The 21,075-nt window shown below is 66.7% G+C and carries 20 protein-coding genes, 1 other RNA gene and 1 pseudogene; 13 read left to right on the plus strand and 9 right to left on the minus strand.

Going from position 1 to position 21,075, the window contains the following annotated elements; genetic code table 11:
- The first annotated feature begins 3 nt into the window (after positions 1 to 3).
- Complete coding sequence (locus tag ACZLIB_RS05865) at positions 4 to 438, plus strand: hypothetical protein (RefSeq protein WP_080114903.1); 435 nt, start codon at positions 4 to 6, stop codon at positions 436 to 438.
- 344 nt (positions 439 to 782) lie between these two features.
- On the opposite strand, the gene istB is transcribed toward ACZLIB_RS05865, so the two are convergent.
- Complete coding sequence (istB, locus tag ACZLIB_RS05870; protein ID WP_003097544.1) at positions 783 to 1,574, minus strand: IS21-like element ISPa36 family helper ATPase IstB; 792 nt, start codon at positions 1,572 to 1,574, stop codon at positions 783 to 785.
- The gene (istA, locus tag ACZLIB_RS05875; RefSeq protein WP_003097546.1) at positions 1,561 to 3,060 is read right to left on the minus strand and encodes an IS21-like element ISPa36 family transposase; all 1,500 of its coding nucleotides are present in this window, start codon (positions 3,058 to 3,060) and stop codon (positions 1,561 to 1,563) included. The genes istB and istA overlap by 14 nt, the downstream gene beginning before the upstream one ends.
- Here istA and ACZLIB_RS05880 point away from each other — a divergent pair.
- Complete coding sequence (locus ACZLIB_RS05880) at positions 3,053 to 3,841, plus strand: IS1595 family transposase (RefSeq protein WP_164145999.1); 789 nt, start codon at positions 3,053 to 3,055, stop codon at positions 3,839 to 3,841. The two genes, istA and ACZLIB_RS05880, sit on opposite strands and share 8 nt — an antisense overlap.
- Positions 3,842 to 3,890: 49 nt before the next feature.
- Here ACZLIB_RS05880 and ACZLIB_RS05885 read toward each other — a convergent pair whose 3' ends face one another.
- Positions 3,891 to 5,714 (minus strand): SLC13 family permease, encoded by a 1,824-nt coding sequence (locus ACZLIB_RS05885; RefSeq protein ID WP_478469355.1) that lies wholly within the window; start codon positions 5,712 to 5,714, stop codon positions 3,891 to 3,893.
- A gap of 86 nt (positions 5,715 to 5,800) precedes the next feature.
- Positions 5,801 to 6,115 carry a PilZ domain-containing protein gene (locus tag ACZLIB_RS05890; protein ID WP_478469357.1) on the minus strand — a complete coding sequence of 105 codons (315 nt, stop codon included), beginning with the start codon at positions 6,113 to 6,115 and terminating at the stop codon, positions 5,801 to 5,803.
- Between ACZLIB_RS05890 and ACZLIB_RS05895 the strand changes: the two genes are divergently transcribed.
- Positions 6,018 to 7,547, plus strand: coding sequence for an ISCR element clade Ia family transposase (locus ACZLIB_RS05895; RefSeq protein WP_478469358.1), 1,530 nt, complete (start codon positions 6,018 to 6,020; stop codon positions 7,545 to 7,547). The two genes, ACZLIB_RS05890 and ACZLIB_RS05895, sit on opposite strands and share 98 nt — an antisense overlap.
- Positions 7,548 to 8,065: 518 nt before the next feature.
- Positions 8,066 to 9,259, plus strand: coding sequence for a CmlA/FloR family chloramphenicol efflux MFS transporter (gene cml / locus ACZLIB_RS05900; RefSeq protein WP_478469360.1), 1,194 nt, complete (start codon positions 8,066 to 8,068; stop codon positions 9,257 to 9,259).
- Positions 9,260 to 9,351: 92 nt separating this feature from the next.
- On the opposite strand, the gene ACZLIB_RS05905 is transcribed toward cml, so the two are convergent.
- Both ACZLIB_RS05905 and ACZLIB_RS05910 read right to left on the minus strand, forming a co-directional pair.
- Complete coding sequence (locus ACZLIB_RS05905) at positions 9,352 to 10,011, minus strand: hypothetical protein (RefSeq protein ID WP_478469907.1); 660 nt, start codon at positions 10,009 to 10,011, stop codon at positions 9,352 to 9,354.
- 146 nt (positions 10,012 to 10,157) lie between these two features.
- Positions 10,158 to 10,352 carry a hypothetical protein gene (locus ACZLIB_RS05910; protein ID WP_052156759.1) on the minus strand — a complete coding sequence of 65 codons (195 nt, stop codon included), beginning with the start codon at positions 10,350 to 10,352 and terminating at the stop codon, positions 10,158 to 10,160.
- A 61-nt stretch (positions 10,353 to 10,413) separates the two neighbouring features.
- Between ACZLIB_RS05910 and ACZLIB_RS05915 the strand changes: the two genes are divergently transcribed.
- From ACZLIB_RS05915 to ACZLIB_RS05925, 3 genes and pseudogenes are all read left to right on the plus strand, one after another.
- Positions 10,414 to 11,937 carry an IS91-like element ISCR5 family transposase gene (locus ACZLIB_RS05915; RefSeq protein WP_478469362.1) on the plus strand — a complete coding sequence of 508 codons (1,524 nt, stop codon included), beginning with the start codon at positions 10,414 to 10,416 and terminating at the stop codon, positions 11,935 to 11,937.
- Positions 11,938 to 12,197: 260 nt separating this feature from the next.
- Positions 12,198 to 12,551 (plus strand): annotated as a pseudogene (locus tag ACZLIB_RS05920) (DM13 domain-containing protein); the annotation flags it as partial.
- Positions 12,552 to 12,604: 53 nt separating this feature from the next.
- Complete coding sequence (locus ACZLIB_RS05925) at positions 12,605 to 13,084, plus strand: DM13 domain-containing protein (RefSeq protein WP_478469363.1); 480 nt, start codon at positions 12,605 to 12,607, stop codon at positions 13,082 to 13,084.
- 78 nt (positions 13,085 to 13,162) lie between these two features.
- Here the strand turns inward: ACZLIB_RS05925 and rnpB are convergent.
- Both rnpB and ACZLIB_RS05935 read right to left on the minus strand, forming a co-directional pair.
- Positions 13,163 to 13,514: RNase P RNA component class A (gene rnpB, locus ACZLIB_RS05930), an RNA gene on the minus strand.
- Positions 13,515 to 13,629: 115 nt separating this feature from the next.
- On the minus strand, positions 13,630 to 14,259 hold the full coding sequence (locus ACZLIB_RS05935; RefSeq protein WP_478469364.1) for a PDZ domain-containing protein: 630 nt from the start codon (positions 14,257 to 14,259) through the stop codon (positions 13,630 to 13,632).
- Positions 14,260 to 14,354: 95 nt separating this feature from the next.
- On the opposite strand from ACZLIB_RS05935, the gene ACZLIB_RS05940 reads away from it, so the two are divergent.
- The 6 genes from ACZLIB_RS05940 to ACZLIB_RS05965 all read left to right on the plus strand — a co-directional run bounded on the left by ACZLIB_RS05940 (position 14,355) and on the right by ACZLIB_RS05965 (position 20,207).
- Positions 14,355 to 15,221 (plus strand): UDP-N-acetylmuramate--L-alanine ligase, encoded by an 867-nt coding sequence (locus tag ACZLIB_RS05940; RefSeq protein WP_478469909.1) that lies wholly within the window; start codon positions 14,355 to 14,357, stop codon positions 15,219 to 15,221.
- A gap of 150 nt (positions 15,222 to 15,371) precedes the next feature.
- The gene (murB, locus tag ACZLIB_RS05945) at positions 15,372 to 16,292 is read left to right on the plus strand and encodes a UDP-N-acetylmuramate dehydrogenase (RefSeq protein ID WP_128115330.1); all 921 of its coding nucleotides are present in this window, start codon (positions 15,372 to 15,374) and stop codon (positions 16,290 to 16,292) included.
- A 249-nt stretch (positions 16,293 to 16,541) separates the two neighbouring features.
- Positions 16,542 to 17,480 carry a D-alanine--D-alanine ligase gene (locus tag ACZLIB_RS05950; protein ID WP_128115331.1) on the plus strand — a complete coding sequence of 313 codons (939 nt, stop codon included), beginning with the start codon at positions 16,542 to 16,544 and terminating at the stop codon, positions 17,478 to 17,480.
- Between the two features lie 82 nt (positions 17,481 to 17,562).
- The gene (locus ACZLIB_RS05955; RefSeq protein WP_478469366.1) at positions 17,563 to 17,736 is read left to right on the plus strand and encodes a hypothetical protein; all 174 of its coding nucleotides are present in this window, start codon (positions 17,563 to 17,565) and stop codon (positions 17,734 to 17,736) included.
- Between the two features lie 235 nt (positions 17,737 to 17,971).
- Entirely contained in the window at positions 17,972 to 19,507 is a 1,536-nt protein-coding gene (locus ACZLIB_RS05960) for an ISCR element clade Ia family transposase (protein ID WP_478469368.1), read from the plus strand.
- 310 nt (positions 19,508 to 19,817) lie between these two features.
- Positions 19,818 to 20,207, plus strand: a complete 390-nt coding sequence (locus ACZLIB_RS05965; RefSeq protein ID WP_478469369.1) for a hypothetical protein — start codon at positions 19,818 to 19,820, stop codon at positions 20,205 to 20,207.
- An 11-nt stretch (positions 20,208 to 20,218) separates the two neighbouring features.
- Here the strand turns inward: ACZLIB_RS05965 and ACZLIB_RS05970 are convergent, their stop codons facing one another.
- Positions 20,219 to 21,052 (minus strand): aminoglycoside phosphotransferase family protein, encoded by an 834-nt coding sequence (locus ACZLIB_RS05970; RefSeq protein ID WP_478469371.1) that lies wholly within the window; start codon positions 21,050 to 21,052, stop codon positions 20,219 to 20,221.
- Between the last annotated feature and the right edge of the window lie 23 nt (positions 21,053 to 21,075).

Consider the following 21,075-nt stretch of genomic DNA (forward strand, 5'->3'; position numbering starts at 1 on the left):
GCCATGCCGAAGAAGATTGTCACGAAATCGACCCTACCCAAGATCCTGCGGGTATTGGATCAATGGGAAGGCAAGTTGACCTGGGATGCTTACTGCGATCGAGTTGCCCAAGCGCTTGGCATCGATTCCGTGAGCCGCCATGCGTTGCTCAATTATCCTGCAATCAAGGAACACTACCGGCGTCGGCAGCAGGAGCTGAGAGAGGTTAGGGATCAACGGCCAAGAGACTTCACGATGGAAGTTGCAAATCGGCGGATCGCGGATCTTGAGGCGCAGGTGAGCCGGCTTGAAGCCACCAACACGTTGCTGCTTGATCAATTTCGGCGGTGGCAATACAACGCGTACGCCAACAACGTGCGGATGGATAGCTTGAATTTGGATAAACCACTGCCTGCGGTTGATCGGTCAGGACATGGGGCGAAAGGGAAGAGTAGGTAGATTTTCGAATTGCATCGAGCATCGGCAAGCGGTCGAACAGTTGGCAGATCTTGATGCAGCAGGGAGCGAGGATGTCTCACTTGAGCGTTGTTGTCTCAGTTTTTGAGACTCACGTGGAGTAGCTTCGGGTCACTGGAGTGTGGGATGCGATGGATGAACCTGATTCAAGCTTACTGGCCGGCTATCGCTGCAATGGCGTTCTCGTTGCTGGCCGTAGGAGTGATATCTACCTTGCGGCACAGTTCATTTGGTACGGAGTTGATGGCTAGTTGTTGGCGCGCACTTAAAACTGACCCAGGCTGCGCGTTGAACTTTGACCCACCCGGTGTACGGGGCTGAGGGTATCAGTTGGTGGTCTGGGTGGTGGCCTCCTTTGCCCTGATTCTGGCTTTGGTCTTGTTGGCGGCGGTGCTGTTGCGCAGCCGCCAGGAGTCGTTGCCGGTCTCCAGGATGTGGCAGTGGTGGGTGATGCGATCCAGCAGCGCGGTGGTCATCTTGGCGTCGCCGAACACCTGACCCCATTCGGAGAAGGCCAAGTTGGTGGTGATGGCGAGGCTGGTGCGCTCGTAGAGCTTGCTGATCAGGTGGAACAGCAGCGCGCCGCCTGAGGGGGTGAACGGCAGGTAGCCCAGTTCATCGAGGATGACCAGGTCGGCATAGGTCAGGCGCAGGGCGATCTGCCCGGCCTTGCCCTGGGCCTGTTCCTTCTCCAGCGCATTGACCAGTTCGATGGTGGAGAAGAAGCGCACGCGCAGGCGATGCTGGCGCACGGCCTGGATGCCGATGGCGGTGGCCAGGTGGGTCTTGCCGGTGCCCGGTCCACCGACAAGGACGACGTTCTCGGGGGTGTGGATGAAGTCACCCTGGTGGAGTCGTTCGACCAGTGCGCGATCAACGGGACTGGCCGCGAAGTCGAACCCGAGCAGGTCACGATGGACGGGGAAACGTGCGGCCTTCATCTGGTTGGCCTGGGCACGAACCTGCCGTTCGGCGGACTCGGCCTGCAGCAGTTCGGCCATCCAGTGTTCGGGCTCCATGGTGTGCAGGCGCATCTTGGCCAGCAGTTCGGGCCACTGGCTGGCCATGCCGTGCAGCTTGAGCTGCTGCATGCGCAGCGGCAGGTCAGGCGTCGACATGATCTGCCTCCCGCAGGGCGTCGTAGCGGGCCGGATCGGACACCGGCGGATGACGCAGCGTCACTCGCGAGGCGACCGTCTCGATCGTGCGGTCCGGATGCTGCAATCGCCCCAGCACGTTGAGCACGTGGTCGGCGCGCACCAGGCCGGACTCGAGTGCCAGTTCCACCGCCACCAGTACCGCTTCGAGCCCGTGCACGGGTACGGCGGCCAGCACCTGGGCCATGGCGCGGTCGCCGTGAGGCTGGCGCAGCAACACCTGCTGCAGCTTGCGCAGCGGATCGGGCATGGACAGGAACGGCGCGCCGTCACGCAGTGCCCCCGGCTTGCGCTGGACCAGGGCGATGTAGTGCTGCCAGTCGTAGTGGACCCGATCACGCTCGAAGCTGCGCCGGTGGCGGGCGACCTCGGCCTCGCCGACCACCACGGCCAGTTCGAAGGGATACACGCGCAGGCTGGCGACGGCGTGGGCGTGTTCGCACGGCACGCTGTAGCGGTTGCGCTGGAAGCTGACCAGCGCGGTCGAACTGACCCGCACCGGCCGCTCGATGTAGCCGTCGAAGGGCGCGGGCATCGGCATCAGGTGGGGCTGTTCGTCCTCCAGAGCTTCGGCCACGGTGATGTCGGAGGCATCCGGATGCGCCTGCATCGGCCAAGCGGCGCGGCACTCGCTGGCGAGCCAGGCGTTGAGGGTGTCCAGATCTGGCCAGTGGCGGGCCCCGGCCTCGATCCAGATCTGTCGGCGCCGGTCCTGCACGTTCTTCTCGACCCGCCCCTTCTCCCAACCCGCGGCGCGGTTGCAGAACTCCGCGGCGAACAGGTAGTGGCTGGTCATGGCGTGGAAGCGGGCGTTGACCCGCCGTTCCCGGTGCTGGCCGATCCCGTCCACCGCCGTCTTCATGTTGTCGTAGATGCCGCGGCGCGGCACGCCACCGAAGGCGGTAAACGCCTGGGTATGAGCATCGAACAGCATCTCGTGGCTCTGGGTGGGATAGGCCACCAACCAGAAGGCGCGGCTGCAGGCCAGCTTCACGTGGGCGAGATCCAGCGGCATCTTGGCGTGGCTGCCGACGAAGGCGTACTCGCGGCTCCAGTCGAACTGGAAGGCTTCACCCGGAGGAAAGTGCAACGGCACGAAGGCCGGGCGGCGGCTGGCGCCGCCGGCCGCCTTCCACTGGCGGATGAAGGCCGTCACCCGGGTGTAGGTGCCCGGATAGCCGATCGCCTGCAACTGCGAGAACAGCACCTTGGCGGTGCGTTGTTCCCGCCGGGGACGATGGCTGTCGGCACGCAGCCACGTCTCCAACTGGGACCGGTAGGGATCGAGCCGGGAGGGCGAGGCTCGCCTGGGATAGACCGGCTCGGACTGGCCGCTGCGCAGCCATCGCCGGATGGTATTGCGGGATAGGCCCGTGCGCTTGGCGATCTCGCGCAGCGGCAGGCCATCGCGGAAATGCATCCGCCGGATCTTGGCCAACATGACCATGGTGATCACTCCTGAAATCCCCCGAGCAAAAGATGCTCAGGATGTGGGCTTCAGGTGGGTCAGTTTTACCCGCGCATCACCGCCGAAAGTGGGTCAGTTCTGGATGCGCGCCAACACCAAGACGGGCCGATCGGCTCTGGCACTGTCGCGGGAGCTGGGGATCGGCTACGACGCGGCCTGGCTGCTCAAGCACAAGCTGATGCAGGCCATGGTCGAGCGTGAAGGCAGGCGCCAGTTGGCCGGCTGGGTCCAACTGGACGATGCCTATTTCGGCGGCGAGCGCCGGGGTGGGCCACGTGGCCGCGGTGCCGACGGGAAGCAGGCGTTCGTGGCCGCCGTGCAGTGCTCCGAGGAGGGCCATCCGGAAGTGATGCGGCTGGATGTCGTCAAGGGATTCAGCGCCGATGAGATCGGCGCCTGGGCCACGCGCCACCTGGCCCCCGATACCGTCGTCGTATCCGATGCCCTGGCAGGGTTCAATGCGGTGGGCGAGGTGGCCGGCACCAGCCATCGCCGGCTGCGGACGGGCAGCGGTGGGCACAAGTGCGACCATCCGGCACTGCGCTGGGTCAACGTCATGCTGGGCAACGTGAAGACCGCTCTGCGCGGCACCTACCATGGACCCCGGCGCAAGTACGCCCAACGCTACCTGGGCGAGTTCTGCTATCGGTTCAACCGACGGTTCGAACTGCATCGGCTGGTTGCACGATTGACCTACGTGCTGCTCCGTACGCCGCCGCTGCCCTATCGGATGGCAACCGTGGATGCGATAGCCGGGTAATCAGGAACAAAAAAGCCACGTTGAATCCAGACTCCAAGGCATTGCCGCATCATAGCGGCAGCAGAACCGGCACGAGAAGGACCGTCACCACCAGGGCGATCATCGCCAGCGGCACGCCGATCTTCACGAAATCGACGAAGCGATAGTTTCCCGGCCCCACGACCAGCATGTTCACCGGCGATGAAACGGGAGTCATGAAGGCCGTCGACGCGGCAAGCGCCACGGTCATGGCGAAGGGATAGGGCGAAGCCTCCAGCCCCGCCGCAAGGGCAAGCGCGACCGGCGCCATCAGCACGGCGGTCGCGGTGTTGGAGATGAACATGCCCAGAAGGGCGGTGACGAAGAACAGAACAGCCAACACGGCACGCGGAGAACCGGACCCTACCGTCGATAACAGCCAATCGGCCGCCAGATCGATCCCGCCCACTTCCTGCAGCGCAATCGAGAAGGGCAGCATGCCGACGATCAGAACCAGCGTCTGCCAATGGATCGAACGGTAGGCGCCGTTCATGCCGACGCAGCCGGCAAGGCCGAAAAGCAGGCAGCCGATCAGCGCCGCCAGAACATTGGGCACGATGCCGCTGGCCATCATGAAGACCGTCAGGAGCAGGATCGCCACCGCAAATGGCGCGCGCGACCGGACGGGCGCTACATCGTCGCTCTCGACAGGCAGGTTCAGCAGGATCAGCCGGTCCGGCGAGCGCGGCAGACGCTCTATCGCGCGCCAGGGGCCGATGACAAGGAGTATATCCCCGGCGCGGAACCTCACTTCCCTCACCGGCTCTTCCAGCGCCTTGCGTTCGCGCCTGACCCCGACGACCGTCACATCGTGAAGCGATCGGACATCGGCCTCCGCCACGGTTTTGCCCACCAGCCTCGAATCCGGAGAAAGCAGCACTTCGGCCATGCCGATCTCCTGACTGCGATCCCCGAAATAATTGGCGGCCAGTTCCATCGGGTGCAGCCTGAAGCTGCGAGCCACTTTCCCGATATCGAGATCGCGCCCGCACGCATCGATCATCAATATGTCCCCGGCCTCCAGCTGGCTGTGGGCGTGCGGGCGCAGAAGCTGGCGGGAAAAGCGCCTCTCACGCTCGATGGCGATGATATTGATCCCGGCGCTGCCGCGCAGGTCGAGCGTGGCGAGCGGCCGTCCGATCAGGGAAGAATAGGGATCCACCGCAAAGCGGTATTCGCGGCCCTCCAGTCCGTATTTCTCTATGAAATCGCGAAGGGTGGGGCGTTCCGGCCCCTGCTCCGCTTCCGGCACGCCGGCGAGGAAACGGCGCGCGGCGAGCATATAGATGATGGCCAGGACAAGCAGCGGAAGGCCGAAAGGCGTGAAGGCGAAGAAGCTGAATCCCTCATAGCCATGCCGCTCGAGCTCGGCATGGACCACGAGATTGGGCGCCGTGGCGACCAGTGTCGTCATGCCGCTGAGCAATGCCGCGACCGACAGCGGCATCATCAGCCGGCTGGCGGGAATGCGGGCGTTGCGCGCGATCCGCAGGACTATGGGGATGAAAATGGCGACCACGCCGGTCGAGCTCATGAACGAGCCGATGCCCGCCACGACGATCATCAGCAGCACGATCAGCCGGGCCTCGCTGCGGCCGGCCTTGCTGACAAGCCAGTCCCCCAGCATCTGCGCCACGCCCGTCCGGACCAGCGCCTCGCCCACAACGAAAAGCGCGGCGATGAGGATGATGTTGGGATCCGCGAAGCCGGCGAATGCCTGCTCGACGGTGATGACCCCGGAAAGCGGCAGCGCCACGATCATCATCAACGCAACGGCATCCATTCGCGGACGGCCGATCGCGAACATGACAATGGCGGAAATCAGCAGGGCGAGGACAAGGGCCAGGTCGGACATCGTCCCAGCCTAGTGCATTTTTTGCAGTCAGGGGAATCCGCGCGCCGCAAAGAGGTCCGGCGGCCGCCTGTTCGGGGGTGACTTGCCTACTCCGGTTTCCGGCTGGCGGGCTGCCGCAGGCGCAGGCGCAGGATATTATCCAATACGGAAGGATGCAGCGGCCGGGCGAACTGGCAGCCGACCACGAATTCATCCACCCACACGACCTTCGCCTGCTGGGGCTCCAGCTGCGGCAACCTTATCCAGCAGGTGTCCCCGATACGGAGCGCCTGGATCGCGGCAATACGCACGCCATGCGTGGAAATGTCGAGGATCTGGACATTGGTGCGGACGTTCCCCTTGCGGAACTGCGCAGTCGCATTCAGCGGCCGCCGCTCGGCAAGGCGAGAAATCTTGCCCAACCTCCTGCTTCCAGACCTGCTGCAGGCGCATTGGCCGGACTTTCTCGCGCGCCGTGAGGTAGAAGACCGCCCGCTGCCCGAGTATGTGCGCGAGGAGTTCGAGACCTACCTGCGCTGCGGCGTGCTCGAGCACGGTTTCCTGCGCGTGGTGTGCGAGCAGTGCCGGGCCGAGAGGCTGGTGGCCTTCTCCTGCAAGAAGCGCGGCTTCTGCCCCAGCTGCGGGGCGCGGCGCATGGCCGAGAGCGCGCGGCACCTGGTGGAGGAGGTGTTTGGCCCGCGGCCGGTGCGGCAATGGGTGCTGAGTTTTCCGTACCCGCTGCGCTTCCTGTTCGCCAGCAAGCCGGAGGCCATCGGCCCGGTGCTGGGCATCGTGCATCGTGTGATCGCCGGTTGGCTTGCCGATCAGGCCTGCGTGCCGCGGGATACGGCGCAATGCGGTGCGGTGACCCTGATCCAGCGCTTCGGCAGCGCGCTGAACCTGAATGTTCACTTCCACATGCTGTGGCTCGACGGCGTGTACGAGGACACCACCGAGCGTCCGCAGCGCAAGCCGCGCCTGCACCGCACCCGTGCGCCCACATCGGCGCAACTGACGGAACTGGCCGGCACCATCGCGCATCGCGTGTGCCGGCACCTGTCGCGCCGCGGCTGGCTCGAAGGCGAAGACGAATCCGTGTTCCTGTCCGACAGCGCGGGTAGCGACGACGGCATGGATGGGCTGCGGATGAGTTCGATGACCTACCGCATCGCCACCGGTCGCGACGCTGGCCGCAAGGTCGTCACGCTGCAAACATTGCCCGGTGACGCAGGCTCGCTGGAGGGCGATGCCGGCAAGGTCGGCGGCTTCTCGCTGCATGCCGGCGTGGCCGCGGAAGCACACGAAAGCCACAAGCTCGAAAAGCTGTGCCGCTACATCACGCGCCCGGCGATCAGCGAGCAGCGGCTGTCGATCTCACCGCAGGGTAGGGTGCGGTATCAGCTCAAGACGCCGTGGCGCAATGGCACCACGCATGTCGAATGGGATGCGGTGGACTTCATCGCCAAGCTGGCGGCACTGGTCCCGCCACCTCGCGCGCATCTCACCCGCTTCCACGGCGTATTCGCCCCGAATGCAAACCTGCGTGCGCAGCTGACGCCCTCGGGGCGCGGCAAGCGGCCTGCGGGCGATGCGGCGCCAGTGGACGTCAGCGCCCACGACGAGCCGCGCAGCCCCGAGCAGAAGCGCCGTGCGATGAGCTGGGCGCAACGGCTCAAGCGGGTCTTTTCCATCGACATCACCACCTGCGCCCACTGCGGCGGCGCGGTACGGATCGTCGCCAGCATCGAGGAACCCACCGCCATCCGCGCCATCCTCGCCCACTTCGAGAAGCACGGCGCGCTGGAGCAAGCGCACTACCGGCCCGCAGCGCGCGCGCCGCCGCCGGCCGCGTGACGAGGTGCCGGCCACACAGCCGGCAGCCAAGCCAGAGTCCGATCCGATGCGGCCACGACCCCGCAGGGCTGCGCTCGGCCCTGTGCCGGGATTCGGTGAGAAATGGCTACGCACTGAGCCGCTGCGCGGCCCCGCGATGTCGAAAACCCACGCATGAACCCCCGATCTGTGCCCGATCTGTGCCCAAAGCGGCGCTTGCGCGGCCGCTTCCTACCCGCCAGACTCGCCAAAAAGGCGGTTGAACTTCCTATACCCCCAGGATGCTTATCGACCCTCGTTGCGGCAATGTGTCCTGGTCGCGCGCAATTTGATGCAGGCCAGCGCGCTGCGCTGGTGATATCCTCGCCACCAGCGCGTGGCCCGTATCGGGCCACGGAGCTTGATGACTGATGGACGCATGAAGACTTCAGACCACTAGGCCGCAGCAACTTGTGACTCGTTGCTGCGGCGTCGTGTTGGATCCCTTGTGGAGTGTTGACGGACGCCGTTGATCTTTCCGATCCGAACGGAGTTCTGTCATGCGTGAAGAATTGCCCCGATGGGCCTATCCGCTTCCCGTGGCGCTGCTGTTGATGGCGCCTTTCGATCTCATCGCGTCGCTGGCGATGGATATCTATCTTCCGGCCATCCCGGCCATGCCCGCCGCACTCCACACCAGTCCGGGCGTCGTGCAGCTCACGCTGAGTCTCTACCTGCTGGGGCTGGGACTTGGCCAGGTCCTGTTCGGTCCGCTCTCGGATCGGGTTGGCCGGCGCCCCGTCCTCCTTGGCGGCGCATTGTTGTTCGCGGCGTCCTCGGTGCTGCTCGCGTTGGCCACGTCGGCCGCCGGCTTTGTGACCCTTCGGCTGTTCCAGGCCCTGGGTGCTTCGGCGGCGCTGGTTGCCACGTTCGCCACCGTGCGCGATGTGTATGCGGACCGTCCCGAGAGCGTCGTCATCTACGGCCTCTTCAGCTCGATGCTTGCCTTCGTGCCCGCGCTTGCGCCGATTCTGGGAGCCCTTGTCATGAATGCCTTCGGCTGGCGCGCGATCTTCTGGCTCCTCGCGCTCCTGTCTCTGCCGATGATCGGGCACGCATATGCCCGGTGGCATGAAACGCGGCTCATTGGCGGCATGCGTGCCCGTTCGCCCGGTCCAGTGCTGGCAAGCAGGCCATTCCGGCTGTACACGCTTGCTTTCGGTGCGGCGATGGGGACGTTTTTCGTCTTCTTTTCCATTGCGCCGCGGATATTGATTGCGGGCGCAGGCTATTCGGAACTCGGGTTCAGTCTTGCGTTCGCGACAGCTGCGCTCGTGATGGTCTGCACCGCCCGGTTTGCACGGCGCTTCGTCGCGCGATGGGGCATAGATGGCAGCGTGCGCCGGGGCATGGGCCTGCTGCTCGTGGGCGCGTGCATCCTCGCCACCACATGGACGCTGGCAGGGCCGGGCTTCGTGGGTTTCGTCCTGCCGATGTGGGTCATGGCGGTGGGAATCGTGCTCACGGTGTCGGTCACGGCGAACGGGGCGCTTGAGGCGTTCGGTGATCGCGCGGGCCTGGCCGTCGCACTCTACTTCGCTGGGCAAAGCCTGATCGTCGGCATCCTCGGAACGACTGCGGTATGGCTTCTCGATGGAGACACGGCATGGCCCCTTGTTGGCTATGCCGCCACACTGGCGCTGGCCGTGCTCATCGCCATGCGTGGTCGAGACAAACGGGGCCATCCCGCGTAGGTCCGGTTGTTGAAACCCGCCCTATGCAATTCGGTTTTGCGCCGACGCACCGGAGACGCCGCGTCATCCGCCGCGCGGCCACGCACCGGCGCTCAGTCGCCGGCGGTCTTCCGGGTGCCGGCGCCCGCGAACTCCGGAAACGCCTCCTCCAGCGAGCCTTCGTCCGGCAGCACGTAGAACACGCCGCCGCGCGCGAAGGTGGGGCTGACGACCTGCTCGTAGAACGCCGGAGACACGTTGATGCAGCCGTGGGTGACCCGGTTGTCATCCGGCGTTGGCGAGGCCAGGCGCTCGGGGCGCTTTTCCTCCGGCACGCCGGTCGCGGTCGGGTGGATCGAGACCGCGGACTCGTAGTCGACCCACAGCACGCGGGCATCGATGGACGGACCGTAGCCGCCGACGAAGCGGCCCGCCGGGGTGGTGCGGTCGCGGCCGGGGATCTCGCGCAGGGCGAGGCCCGCGATGCCGGGGGCGGTGTGGTCGCCCACGGCGGAGCCGAACAGGCCGGGCGCGGCGCCGCGCAGGCGGCCATCGCCGCCGAACACGAGGATCTGGGCGGCGGCCTTGTCCATGATCGCGAAGGGATAGCCCTGGCTGTCGCCGGAGGCGACGACCCAGCCGGCCAGTTCGATCACCGTGTCGGAGACGTCCTGGCCGCGGGGCAGTTCGTCCAGTGACGTCACCGGCGGGGTGCCGTCGTCGCGCGCGCTGGCGGGGGCGCCCACGCTGGCCAGCGCCAGCGCCCGGGCCAGCGCAACCGCGCGCCGGCCCGGGTGGGAGAGGGAGTGGGGGAAAGTACGGATGGGAAGCTCCTCGGGGGCGGAACACCATCCAACGCGGGGATCCGCGCCGCGCAGGCGACGGATCCCCGCGCCGGTCGGTCAAGCGGAGTGCGTGCTCACCCGCGCGGCACGCGGCGCGGCGACGACTCCAGCCGCTGCACGCGGCCTTCGATCTGGTCGAGGCGCTGGTTGGCGCGCTGGGCGCCCTGATTGGCGGATTCGGCGCTCTGGGCCGCCCCCTGCACCTGGGTGTCGAGGCGGTCGAGGCGGGAGTCGCCGCGGCAATGTCTGACGCGAAGATCAGAACGCACCGATACGAACGTGCGAACACAGGCGCAACACTGAGCAGCCGTCCCCGCACCGGAGCGCTGCGTGCCGCGCCTCGCCACATCCCGGCGGCAAGCCGCGGGATGCGCGCCACTGCCGTCCGCCCACACCGGTTCGCGGTACGCGCGCCACGCGCCCGAGCGCACGCTGCTGTACGCGTTGGTAGAGGCGCACTACCCGGACTTCATTGTACGGATCGAAGCGGAGGGCCGCTCGCTGCCCGGATATGTCCGCGAGGCGTTCGATGCCTACCTGCGTTGCGGCGTGCTCGAGCACGGCTTCCTGCGGGTGGTGTGCGAGCACTGCCGTGCAGAGAGGCTGGTGGCCTTCTCCTGCAAGAAGCGCGGGTTCTGCCCGAGTTGCGGCGCGCGACGCATGGCCGAGAGTGCGCGGCACCTGGTCGAGGAGGTGTTCGGCCCGCGGCCTGTGCGGCAATGGGTGCTGAGCTTTCCGTACCCCTTGCGTTTCCTGTTCGCCAGCAAGCCAGAAGCCATTGGCCCGGTGCTGGGCATCGTGCAGCGCGTGATCGCCGGCTGGTTGGCCGATCAAGCCGGCATCGACCGCGCCAGCGCCCAGTGCGGTGCGGTGACCCTGATCCAGCGCTTCGGCAGCGCGCTGAACCTGAATGTTCACTTCCACATGCTGTGGCTCGACGGCGTGTACGACGCGAACGTCGAGCCCCCGCGGCGCAAGCCGCGCCTGCGCCGCGCCCCCACCTCTGCGCAACTGACGCAGCTCGCCAACACCATCGCGCATCGCGTGTGCCGGCACCTGTCGCGCCGCGGCTGGCTCGAAGGCGAAGACGAATCCGTGTTCCTGTCCGACAGCGCGGGTAGCGACGACGGCATGGATGGGCTGCGGATGAGTTCGATGACCTACCGCATCGCCACCGGTCGCGACGCTGGCCGCAAGGTCGTCACGCTGCAAACATTGCCCGGTGACGCAGGCTCGCTGGAGGGCGACGCCGGCAAGGTCGGCGGCTTCTCGCTGCATGCCGGCGTGGCCGCGGAAGCACACGAGAGCCACAAGCTCGAAAAGCTGTGCCGCTACATCACGCGCCCGGCGATCAGCGAGCAGCGGCTATCGATCTCACCGCAGGGAAGGGTGCGGTATCAGCTCAAGACGCCATGGCGCAATGGCACCACCCATGTCGAATGGGATGCGGTCGACTTCATCGCGAAACTGGCCGCACTGGTCCCGCCACCTCGCGCCCACCTGACCCGTTTCCACGGTGTGTTTGCCCCGAATGCAAACCTGCGTGCGCAGCTGACGCCCTCGGGGCGCGGCAAGCGGCCTGCGGGCGATGCAGTGCCGGTGGACGTCAGCGCCCACGACGAGCCGCGCAGCCCCGAGCAGAAGCGCCGTGCGATGAGCTGGGCGCAACGGCTCAAGCGGGTCTTTTCCATCGACGTCACCACCTGCGCCCACTGCGGCGGCGCGGTGCGGATCGTCGCCAGCATCGAGGAACCCACCGCCATCCGCGCCATCCTCGCCCACTTCGAGAAGCACGGCGCGCTGGAGCAAGCGCACTACCGGCCCGCAGCGCGCGCCCCGCCGCCGGCCGCGTGACGAGGTGCCGGCCACTCAACCGGAAGCGAAAGCAGAATCCGATCCGATGCGGCCACGACCCCGCAGGGCTGCGCTCGGCCCTGTGCCGGGATTCGGTGAGAAATGGCTACGCACTGAGCCGTTGCGCGGCCCCGCGATGTCGAAAACCCACGCATGAACCCCCGATCTGTGCCCGATCTGTGCCCAAAGCGGCGCTTGCGCGGCCGCTTCCTACCCGCCAGACTCGCAAAAAAGGGCGGTTGAACTTCCTATACCCCGTGTATTTCCTGCCCATCCTGATCGCCCCCGATGATCCGCCGGTCGAGCAGGTACAGACCGCGATGGCCGACGCGACTTACCGCACCACCTTCCGCCGCGACCTCAAAGGCAGTGACGCGGTGCATTGGGCCGAAGGCAAGGTCAGCGTCAGCGCCCGCCAGGTCGCCTTCGACGGCAAGATGGGCCCGGGCCCGGACTACAAGGTCTACCTGGTCCGCGACTTCGTCGACAACAAGGCCGACTTCCTGAAAATCAAGGACAAGGCCCAGCGCATCGGCGAGGTCAAGACCTTCAACCGCTTCCTGGTGGATGTGCCGGCCAACGTGGACGTGGATGAGTTCACCACCGTGGTGGTAAGGTGGTCCTGCCCGGCGCCATGCCGCGCGATCCACACCCACAAGGAGGCCCCATGCGCCGCATCCTCATCCTGCTCGCCACCCACGTACTCACCCTCGGCCTTGGCTTCGGCCTGGGCGTGTATTTCCTGCCCATCCTGATCGCCCCCGATGATCCGCCGGTCGAGCAGGTACAGACCGCGATGGCCGACGCGACTTACCGCACCACCTTCCGCCGCGACCTCAAAGGCAGTGACGCGGTGCATTGGGCCGAAGGCAAGGTCAGCGTCAGCGCCCGCCAGGTCGCCTTCGACGGCAAGATGGGCCCGGGCCCGGACTACAAGGTCTACCTGGTCCGCGACTTCGTCGACAACAAGGCCGACTTCCTGAAAATCAAGGACAAGGCCCAGCGCATCGGCGAGGTCAAGACCTTCAACCGCTTCCTGGTGGATGTGCCGGCCAACGTGGACGTGGATGAGTTCACCACCGTGGTGGTGTGGTGCGAGCGCTTCTCGCAGTTCATTTCCGCCGGGCAGTACCGGAAGCCGGGCTGAGGCCGGCAGGTGATCCCGGGTGCCGGCCAGCGGCCGGCACTACCTGGTAGATCCACGCCATGCGTGGATGGAATGAAGGGGCGGAGCCGGCCGATAAGCCGGGTTCTGTCGTGGACAGTCATTCCTCTAGGCGTTACGTCGCCGCAACGCTCAAGCAACCTACCCGGATCCAACGCGGGCCGCGCCAATGGATCCCTATTTGGTCTTGCTCCAGGTGGGGTTTGCCGTACCGGTCTGTTGCCAGACTCGCGGTGCGCTCTTACCGCACCATTTCACCCTTACCGGCCTTCCGAAGAAGACGTAGGCGGTATCTTTCTGTTGCACTTTCCGTCGGCTTGCGCCGCCCAGGCGTTACCTGGCACCTTGCCCTATGGAGCCCGGACTTTCCTCGGCACCCCCGAAGGGATGACGCGACTGTCTGGCCGACTCCGCCGCGCGCATTCTACCGCACGTGGACCTGCCCTGCCGGGTTGATTACGGCACGCGATTCATTCATCCACGCAGTAGAGCCACGCCATGCGTGGCTGCACAGGGCACCTGCAGGCTCAACGCTCCTGCACGGGCGTCAGCAACGCCGCCCGTGATTCCAGCACCAGCGCGATCTCCAGCGCCTGCGACGAGGCACCGGTTGCCAGATCCAGCACCGTGCGGCGCACCTTCAGCTGTACGCGGTCACCAGGCGCGTATGCGCGAAGGACCTGTTCAATGCCATAGGTCGTCGCCACGGCGGTGCCCTGCACCGACAGCACCACGTCATTGGCGCGCAGGCCGGCCCGCTCGGCGTTGCTGCCGCTGAGCACGTGATTGACCAGCGTTCCTCCCGCCATTCCCAGCCCCAACGCCGGACGCAAGGCGTCGGCACGATCATCGACGACACCGTTGGCCGAGCGCGACATCTCGGTGTGGGCGAGCAGGCGCCCCTCCAGCCGTTCATCAAAATGCGGCGCCTGCAAGGCAAAGGCGCCACATTCCAGCACGCCACGCAGCGGCGGTTGTTTGTAGCTGCCGTGCAGCGCTCGACGCAACTGCGTCCACTGGCGCGCACTGACATACCTGTGCTGGCCGGCCGCCATCTGCTGGTAGGCCTGCTCGATCTCTTCGCGCGCGGCGGGATCCACCCGCGGGCAGCCCTCGGCCAGGTCCACTACTTCGCGCGCCGCGGTGTAGATGACCATCGCGTGGTTGCCTTCCACATACGGCCCCTGCTGCAGCTGTACCAGGCCAGGATCGAACAGCTCTGGCGATCATCACCAACATCGACCCGGAACACCTGGACCACTACGGCGACTTCGACGCGGTGAAGAAGGCGTTCGGCGACTTCATCGAAGACATTCCCTTCTACGGCTTCGGCGTGGTCTGTCTGGATCACCCCGAGGTGCAGAAGCTGGCGGCCCAGATCGACAACCGCCGCCTGGTCACCTACGGCCTCAATCCTCAGGCCATGGTCCGCGCCGACAATGTGCGGATGGACCCGGACGGCTCGCGCTTCGACGTGGTGATCCAGGGGCAGGGCATGGCCGCCTTGGGCGAGCCTGCGCGCATCGAGAACCTGCACCTGCCGATGGCGGGCTGGCACAACGTCTCCAACGCCCTGGCCGCCATCGCCGTGGCGCGTGAGATCGGGGTGGACGACGACGCCATCCGCACGGGCCTGGCCGGGTTCGGCGGGGTCAAGCGCCGCTTCACCACCACGGGCGTGGCCCACGGGGTGCGCGTCATCGACGACTACGGCCATCACCCGGTCGAGATCGCCGCCGTGCTGAAGGCCGCGCGCCAGGTGGTGCAGAACGCCGACAACACCGGCCGCGTCATCGCCGTGGTCCAGCCGCACCGCTACACCCGCCTGCGCGATCTGATGGAGGACTTCTCCACCTGCTTCTCGGACGCCGACAGCGTTCTGGTCGCCGACGTCTATCCGGCGGGCGAGCAGCCGATCGAAGGCGTCGACAAGCACGCCCTGGTCGAGGGCGTCCGCCGCTACGGCCATCGCCACGTCGCGGCGCTGGAGAATGCCGCCGTCCTGCCGCGCGTCATCAAGGATGAGGCCAAGCCGGGCGATCTGGTCGTCCTTCTGGGCGCCGGCGACATCACCAGCTGGGCCTACGCCCTGCCGGCGCAGCTGGAGGCGTTGGCTTAATTTCATGCTCCCGCTCATCCCGGCGGACGCCGGGATCTAGTGAGAGCTTCACGACGAAGCCTTGCCGCCCTACATCGGATCAACGTCAAACGGCTGAATGCAGCCAAAGCACTGGATCCCGGCGTCCGCCGGGATGAGCGGATTTATCGGATGGCCTGGACTGAGAACCTCCCCGCCGTGCGCGGCAAGCTGCTGCTGAACGAGCCGCTGGGGCCCTACACCTGGTTCCGCGTGGGCGGGGCGGCGGACGCCCTGTTCATTCCGGCGGACGCCGATGATCTGGCCGACTTCCTCAAGACCCTGCCCGAGGACGTGCCGGTGACGGCCATCGGCGTCGGCTCCAACCTGATCGTGCGCGACGGCGGGGTCGAGGGCGTGGTGATCCGTCTGGCGGGCCGCGCCTGGGGGCAGGTGACGACCGACGGCGTCACGGTCACGGCGGGCGCAGGCGCGCTGGACAGCATGGTGGCGCGCGCCTCGGCCAAGGCGGGCATCGCCGGGCTGGAGTTCTATGCGGGCATCCCCGGCTCGATCGGCGGCGCCCTGACGATGAATGCGGGCTGCTATGGCTCCGAGACGAAAGACGTGCTGGTGTCCGCCTGGGGCCTGAACCGCAAGGGCGAGCGGGTCGAACTGGCCCTGGCCGACTTCGGCTATACCTACCGTCACTCGAACGCTCCGGCCGACATCATCTGGGTCGAGGCGACCTATCGCGGGACGCCCGACGCGCCCGAGGCTGTCGCCGCCCGGATCAACGAGATCACCGAGCGCCGCGAGAAGACCCAGCCGATCCGCGAGAAGACCGGCGGCTCGACCTTCAAGAATCCCGACGGTCATTCCTCGTGGAAGCTGGTCGACGAGGCGGGTTGGCGCGGCAAGTTGCACGCCGCGCCTGCACCGCATGGGGGCGGCGGCGCCAAGTTCAGCGAGCTGCACTCCAACTTCATGATCAACCCCGGCGAGGCCACGGCGGCTGACATCGAGGGGCTGGGCGAAGCCGTGCGCGCGGATGTGCTGGAAAAGACGGGCGTGCAGCTGAACTGGGAAATCAAGCGGATCGGGCGTCCGTAATCCTTCTCCCCTTGTGGGAGAAGGCGGCCCGTCAGGGCCGGATGAGGGGTGTCGACGCGACGTTCCCTAATCCTAATCCCAGCCGCTTGCCCGTATCCTCGCACCCCTCATCCGTCTTGCTCCGCAAGCCACCTTCTCCCTCAAAGGGAGAAGGAAGAGGGTGACGAATTTCCTTCCACGACCCCGGATCGTTTCCAACCGGTTAACCGTATTCAGGGCATAGGGGTGGGCTAGTCTTCGGATGTCGCCATGCGTACGCCCCTGAACACCCTCCATGTCGCTGTCCTGATGGGCGGCCTGTCGTCGGAACGCGAGGTCTCGCTGTCCTCGGGGCGCGGCTGCGCGGACGCTCTGGAGGGACAGGTCGCCAAGGTCACGCGCGTCGACGCCGGTCGCGATCTGGCTCAGGTGCTGACGGCGCTGAAGCCCGACGTCGTCTTCAACGCTCTGCACGGCAAATGGGGCGAGGACGGCTGCGTCCAGGGCATCCTGGAGACGCTGAAGATCCCATACACCCACTCCGGGGTCCTGGCCTCGGCCCTGGCGATGGACAAGGACAAGTCCAAGGCAGTGCTGCACGCGGCGGGCGTCATCGTGCCCGGCGGCGGCCTGTTCGACCGGCATGAAGTGGCGTCGCGCCACGTCATCGACCCGCCCTATGTGGTCAAGCCGAACGCCGAGGGCTCCTCGGTCGGCGTCTTCCTAGTGCGCGAGGGCGACAACCGTCCGGTGGCCGAGGTCGGCACCGCCGACTGGGCCTATGGCGATCAGGTCATGGTCGAGCCCTTCATCCCCGGCAAGGAACTGGCGGTCAGCGTGATCGGCGAGACCACCGGCCCGCGCGCCCTGACCATCACCGACATCACCCCGACCAAGGGTTTCTACGACTACGAAGCCAAATACGCGCCCGGCGGCTCGCGCCACGTCCTGCCCGCCGAGTTGCCGCCGCACGTCTTTGACAAGGCTTTACGTCAGGCCGAGCTGGCCCACGCGGCCATGGGGTGCCGAGGCGTCTCCCGCGCCGACTTCCGTTATGACGATGTTAACGACGTTCTCGTTCTGTTGGAGGTGAACACCCAGCCCGGCATGACCCCGACCTCGCTCGTCCCCGAGCAGGCGGCCTTCGTCGGTATGGATTATCGCGAACTGGTTCGTTGGATGGTGGAGGACGCCTCATGCCCGCGGTAGTGCGCGGCGGTCGGCGACAGTCTTCGGGCAAGGGCGGCGCGCGCGGCGCTCCGTCCGGCCGCGCGGCCGAGATCGGCCCGACGTGCGCTACATCCAGGCGCGCGACCTGCTGCGGTTCGACCTTGAACCGGCCGCCTTCACCCTTCGCCCCGACGGGCAGTGGGAAGCGGTGCTGGTGCTGAGCACGCCCGACGTGCAGCCTGAACCCGAGGCGGACGCACCAGCCGAAACGGCCACTGCCAACGCCAGCCGCTGACGGCAGACGCTGAAGGGCTGACTGGCGCCGTCGCCATCAGCCCGCCGGCGGCACCAGTACCTCGCCGCGCATCAGCACGCGTGCGGAGCGCGACATCACTGCTTTCTGGCCTCCGACGTGGGAAACGCCCTGTCTTAAGCGCGGCGATGTCCGATACGAAAACCGGAAAAGGCCGATATGAACCGGCCGGGGCGGGCGCAAGCCTGAGCAGCCATTCCCTGCACCGGAGTGTTTCGTGCCGCGCCTCGCCGCGACCGTGTCGCAGCTGCAGGATGCCGTGGCGCACGCAACGTCGCCGGCAGCGCATCTGCCCACGGCTCGCTATGCGCCTCACCGTCCCGAGCGCACGCTGCTGTATTCGCTGGTGCAGGCGCATTGGCCGGACTTTCTCGCGCGCCGTGAGGTAGAAGACCGCCCGCTGCCCGAGTATGTGCGCGAGGAGTTCGAGACCTACCTGCGCTGCGGCGTGCTCGAGCACGGTTTCCTGCGCGTGGTGTGCGAGCAGTGCCGGGCCGAGAGGCTGGTGGCCTTCTCCTGCAAGAAGCGCGGGTTCTGCCCGAGTTGCGGCGCGCGACGCATGGCCGAGAGTGCGCGGCACCTGGTCGAGGAGGTGTTCGGCCCGCGGCCTGTGCGGCAATGGGTGCTGAGCTTTCCGTACCCCTTGCGTTTCCTGTTCGCCAGCAAGCCAGAAGCCATTGGCCCGGTGCTGGGCATCGTGCAGCGCGTGATCGCCGGCTGGTTGGCCGATCAAGCCGGCATCGACCGCGCCAGCGCCCAGTGCGGTGCGGTGACCCTGATCCAGCGCTTCGGCAGCGCGCTGAACCTGAATGTTCACTTCCACATGCTGTGGCTCGACGGCGTGTACGACGCGAACGTCGAGCCGCCGCGGCGCAAGCCGCGCCTGCGCCGCGCCCCCACCTCTGCGCAACTGACGCAGCTCGCCAACACCATCGCGCATCGCGTGTGCCGGCACCTGTCGCGCCGCGGCTGGCTCGAAGGCGAAGACGAATCCGTGTTCCTGTCCGACAGCGCGGGTAGCGACGACGGCATGGATGGGCTGCGGATGAGTTCGATGACCTACCGCATCGCCACCGGTCGCGACGCTGGCCGCAAGGTCGTCACGCTGCAAACATTGCCCGGTGACGCAGGCTCGCTGGAGGGCGACGCCGGCAAGGTCGGCGGCTTCTCGCTGCATGCCGGCGTGGCCGCGGAAGCACACGAGAGCCACAAGCTCGAAAAGCTGTGCCGCTACATCACGCGCCCGGCGATCAGCGAGCAGCGGCTATCGATCTCACCGCAGGGAAGGGTGCGGTATCAGCTCAAGACGCCATGGCGCAATGGCACCACCCATGTCGAATGGGATGCGGTCGACTTCATCGCGAAACTGGCCGCACTGGTCCCGCCACCTCGCGCCCACCTGACCCGTTTCCACGGTGTGTTTGCCCCGAATGCAAACCTGCGTGCGCAGCTGACGCCCTCGGGGCGCGGCAAGCGGCCTGCGGGCGATGCAGTGCCGGTGGACGTCAGCGCCCACGACGAGCCGCGCAGCCCCGAGCAGAAGCGCCGTGCGATGAGCTGGGCGCAACGGCTCAAGCGGGTCTTTTCCATCGACGTCACCACCTGCGCCCACTGCGGCGGCGCGGTGCGGATCGTCGCCAGCATCGAGGAACCCACCGCCATCCGCGCCATCCTCGCCCACTTCGAGAAGCACGGCGCGCTGGAGCAAGCGCACTACCGGCCCGCAGCGCGCGCCCCGCCGCCGGCCGCGTGACGAGGTGCCGGCCACTCAACCGGAAGCGAAAGCAGAATCCGATCCGATGCGGCCACGACCCCGCAGGGCTGCGCTCGGCCCTGTGCCGGGATTCGGTGAGAAATGGCTACGCACTGAGCCGTTGCGCGGCCCCGCGATGTCGAAAACCCACGCATGAACCCCCGATCTGTGCCCGATCTGTGCCCAAAGCGGCGCTTGCGCGGCCGCTTCCTACCCGCCAGACTCGCAAAAAAGGGCGGTTGAACTTCCTATACCCAGCAATTTCACCACGCTCTTTACCCATCTGTTCGGTGGAGGCGAGGCGCGGCTGGTGCTGGTCGAATCCGATGATCCGCTGGATGCGGGACTAGAGATCATGTGCCAGCCGCCGGGCAAAAAGCTGGCCACGCTGTCGCTTTTGTCGGGCGGCGAACAGACGCTGACGGCGCTGGCGCTGATCTTCGCGGTGTTTCTGGCCAATCCCGCCCCGATCTGTGTGCTGGACGAGGTGGATGCGCCGCTGGATGACGCCAATGTCAGCCGCTTCTGCGACCTGCTGGACGAGATGACGCGCCGCACCCAGACGCGCTTTCTGATTATCACGCACCACGCCGTCACCATGGCGCGGATGGACCGGCTGTTCGGCGTGACCATGGTCGAACAGGGCGTCAGCCAGTTGGTCAGTGTGGATCTGAAACGGGCCGAACAACTGGTGGCGTGATCGCGCCGGGCCTAGGACGTGGCGGCAAGTTCGGCTGCGGTGGCCATGGCGATGTGCAGGTCGATCCGCGCCAGCGGATCATCATCGGCGATGAACCATGCCGCTGACAGCCCGGCCCAGGCCAATATCCATTGCAGCAGCCGCTTGCGGTCCAGCCGGGCCGCACGGGCCACCACCTCGACCCGGCGCTGAAAGACGCCGGGCCGCATCGCCACCGGGCGCGAGGGATCGGACAGGTCGGGATTTGTGAAAATATTGGCAAAATCGAAGCCGCGCTCGCCCCACAGGCCCTGCGGGTCGATGGCCAGCCAGCCATCCTGACCGAAATCCAGAATATTGTCGTGATGCAGATCGCCATGCAGAACCACGGGGTCTTGCGGCGCGGCCAGCAGCGCCGATGCGGTCTTCCATGCGGTTGCCAGAAGGTCGCCCTGACCTGCCGCCTGTTCCAGTGCGCGAAACCAGACCGTCAGCGGCACCAGATCGGGCGGGTCGGGGCGGGCCAGATGCAATGCGCGGGCGGTCTTGCAGATGATCTGGCAGGCGCGATCGTCCTGATCGCCGCGCGCCATGTCCGATAAGGACCGCCTGCCTTCGGCACGGGCCAGAAGAAGCGCGCCGCCCTTTCGCGCAAGGACCGGCGCGGCACCGTGGCCCGCCCACCATTCCATGACCGCCGCCCCCCGGATCTCGTCCGGTTGCGCGGTCAGTTTCAGCATGGCCGGACGCCCCGCCTGCCGGACCGGCATCAGATGCGCATGATGGGTGGTGAAGGCCGGCCCGTCCGGGTCCAGCCGCCAGCGTGACAGCCACGGCGCCAGCGGCAAGGTCTGTGTTTCGCTCATCCGTCCCCCTTTCATATGTCGCG

Source organism: Stenotrophomonas sp. 220_Sma, from assembly GCF_056487375.1.

Bases quoted from the DNA above. Each gene is read 5' to 3' on its own strand.
- ACZLIB_RS05865 (WP_080114903.1), top strand. From the start codon at position 4: ATGCCGAAGAAGATTGTCACGAAATCGACCCTACCCAAGATCCTGCGG.
- ACZLIB_RS05880 (WP_164145999.1), top strand. From the start codon at position 3,053: ATGACCATGGTGATCACTCCTGAAATCCCCCGAGCAAAAGATGCTCAG.
- istB (WP_003097544.1), bottom strand. From the start codon at position 1,574: ATGTCGACGCCTGACCTGCCGCTGCGCATGCAGCAGCTCAAGCTGCAC.
- ACZLIB_RS05970 (WP_478469371.1), bottom strand. From the start codon at position 21,052: ATGAGCGAAACACAGACCTTGCCGCTGGCGCCGTGGCTGTCACGCTGG.
- ACZLIB_RS05950 (WP_128115331.1), top strand. From the start codon at position 16,542: ATGCGTACGCCCCTGAACACCCTCCATGTCGCTGTCCTGATGGGCGGC.
- istA (WP_003097546.1), bottom strand. From the start codon at position 3,060: ATGGTCATGTTGGCCAAGATCCGGCGGATGCATTTCCGCGATGGCCTG.
- ACZLIB_RS05935 (WP_478469364.1), bottom strand. From the start codon at position 14,259: ATGGTCATCTACACCGCGGCGCGCGAAGTAGTGGACCTGGCCGAGGGC.
- ACZLIB_RS05925 (WP_478469363.1), top strand. From the start codon at position 12,605: ATGCGCCGCATCCTCATCCTGCTCGCCACCCACGTACTCACCCTCGGC.
- ACZLIB_RS05895 (WP_478469358.1), top strand. From the start codon at position 6,018: ATGTCGAGGATCTGGACATTGGTGCGGACGTTCCCCTTGCGGAACTGC.
- cml (WP_478469360.1), top strand. From the start codon at position 8,066: ATGCGTGAAGAATTGCCCCGATGGGCCTATCCGCTTCCCGTGGCGCTG.
- murB (WP_128115330.1), top strand. From the start codon at position 15,372: ATGGCCTGGACTGAGAACCTCCCCGCCGTGCGCGGCAAGCTGCTGCTG.
- ACZLIB_RS05885 (WP_478469355.1), bottom strand. From the start codon at position 5,714: ATGTCCGACCTGGCCCTTGTCCTCGCCCTGCTGATTTCCGCCATTGTC.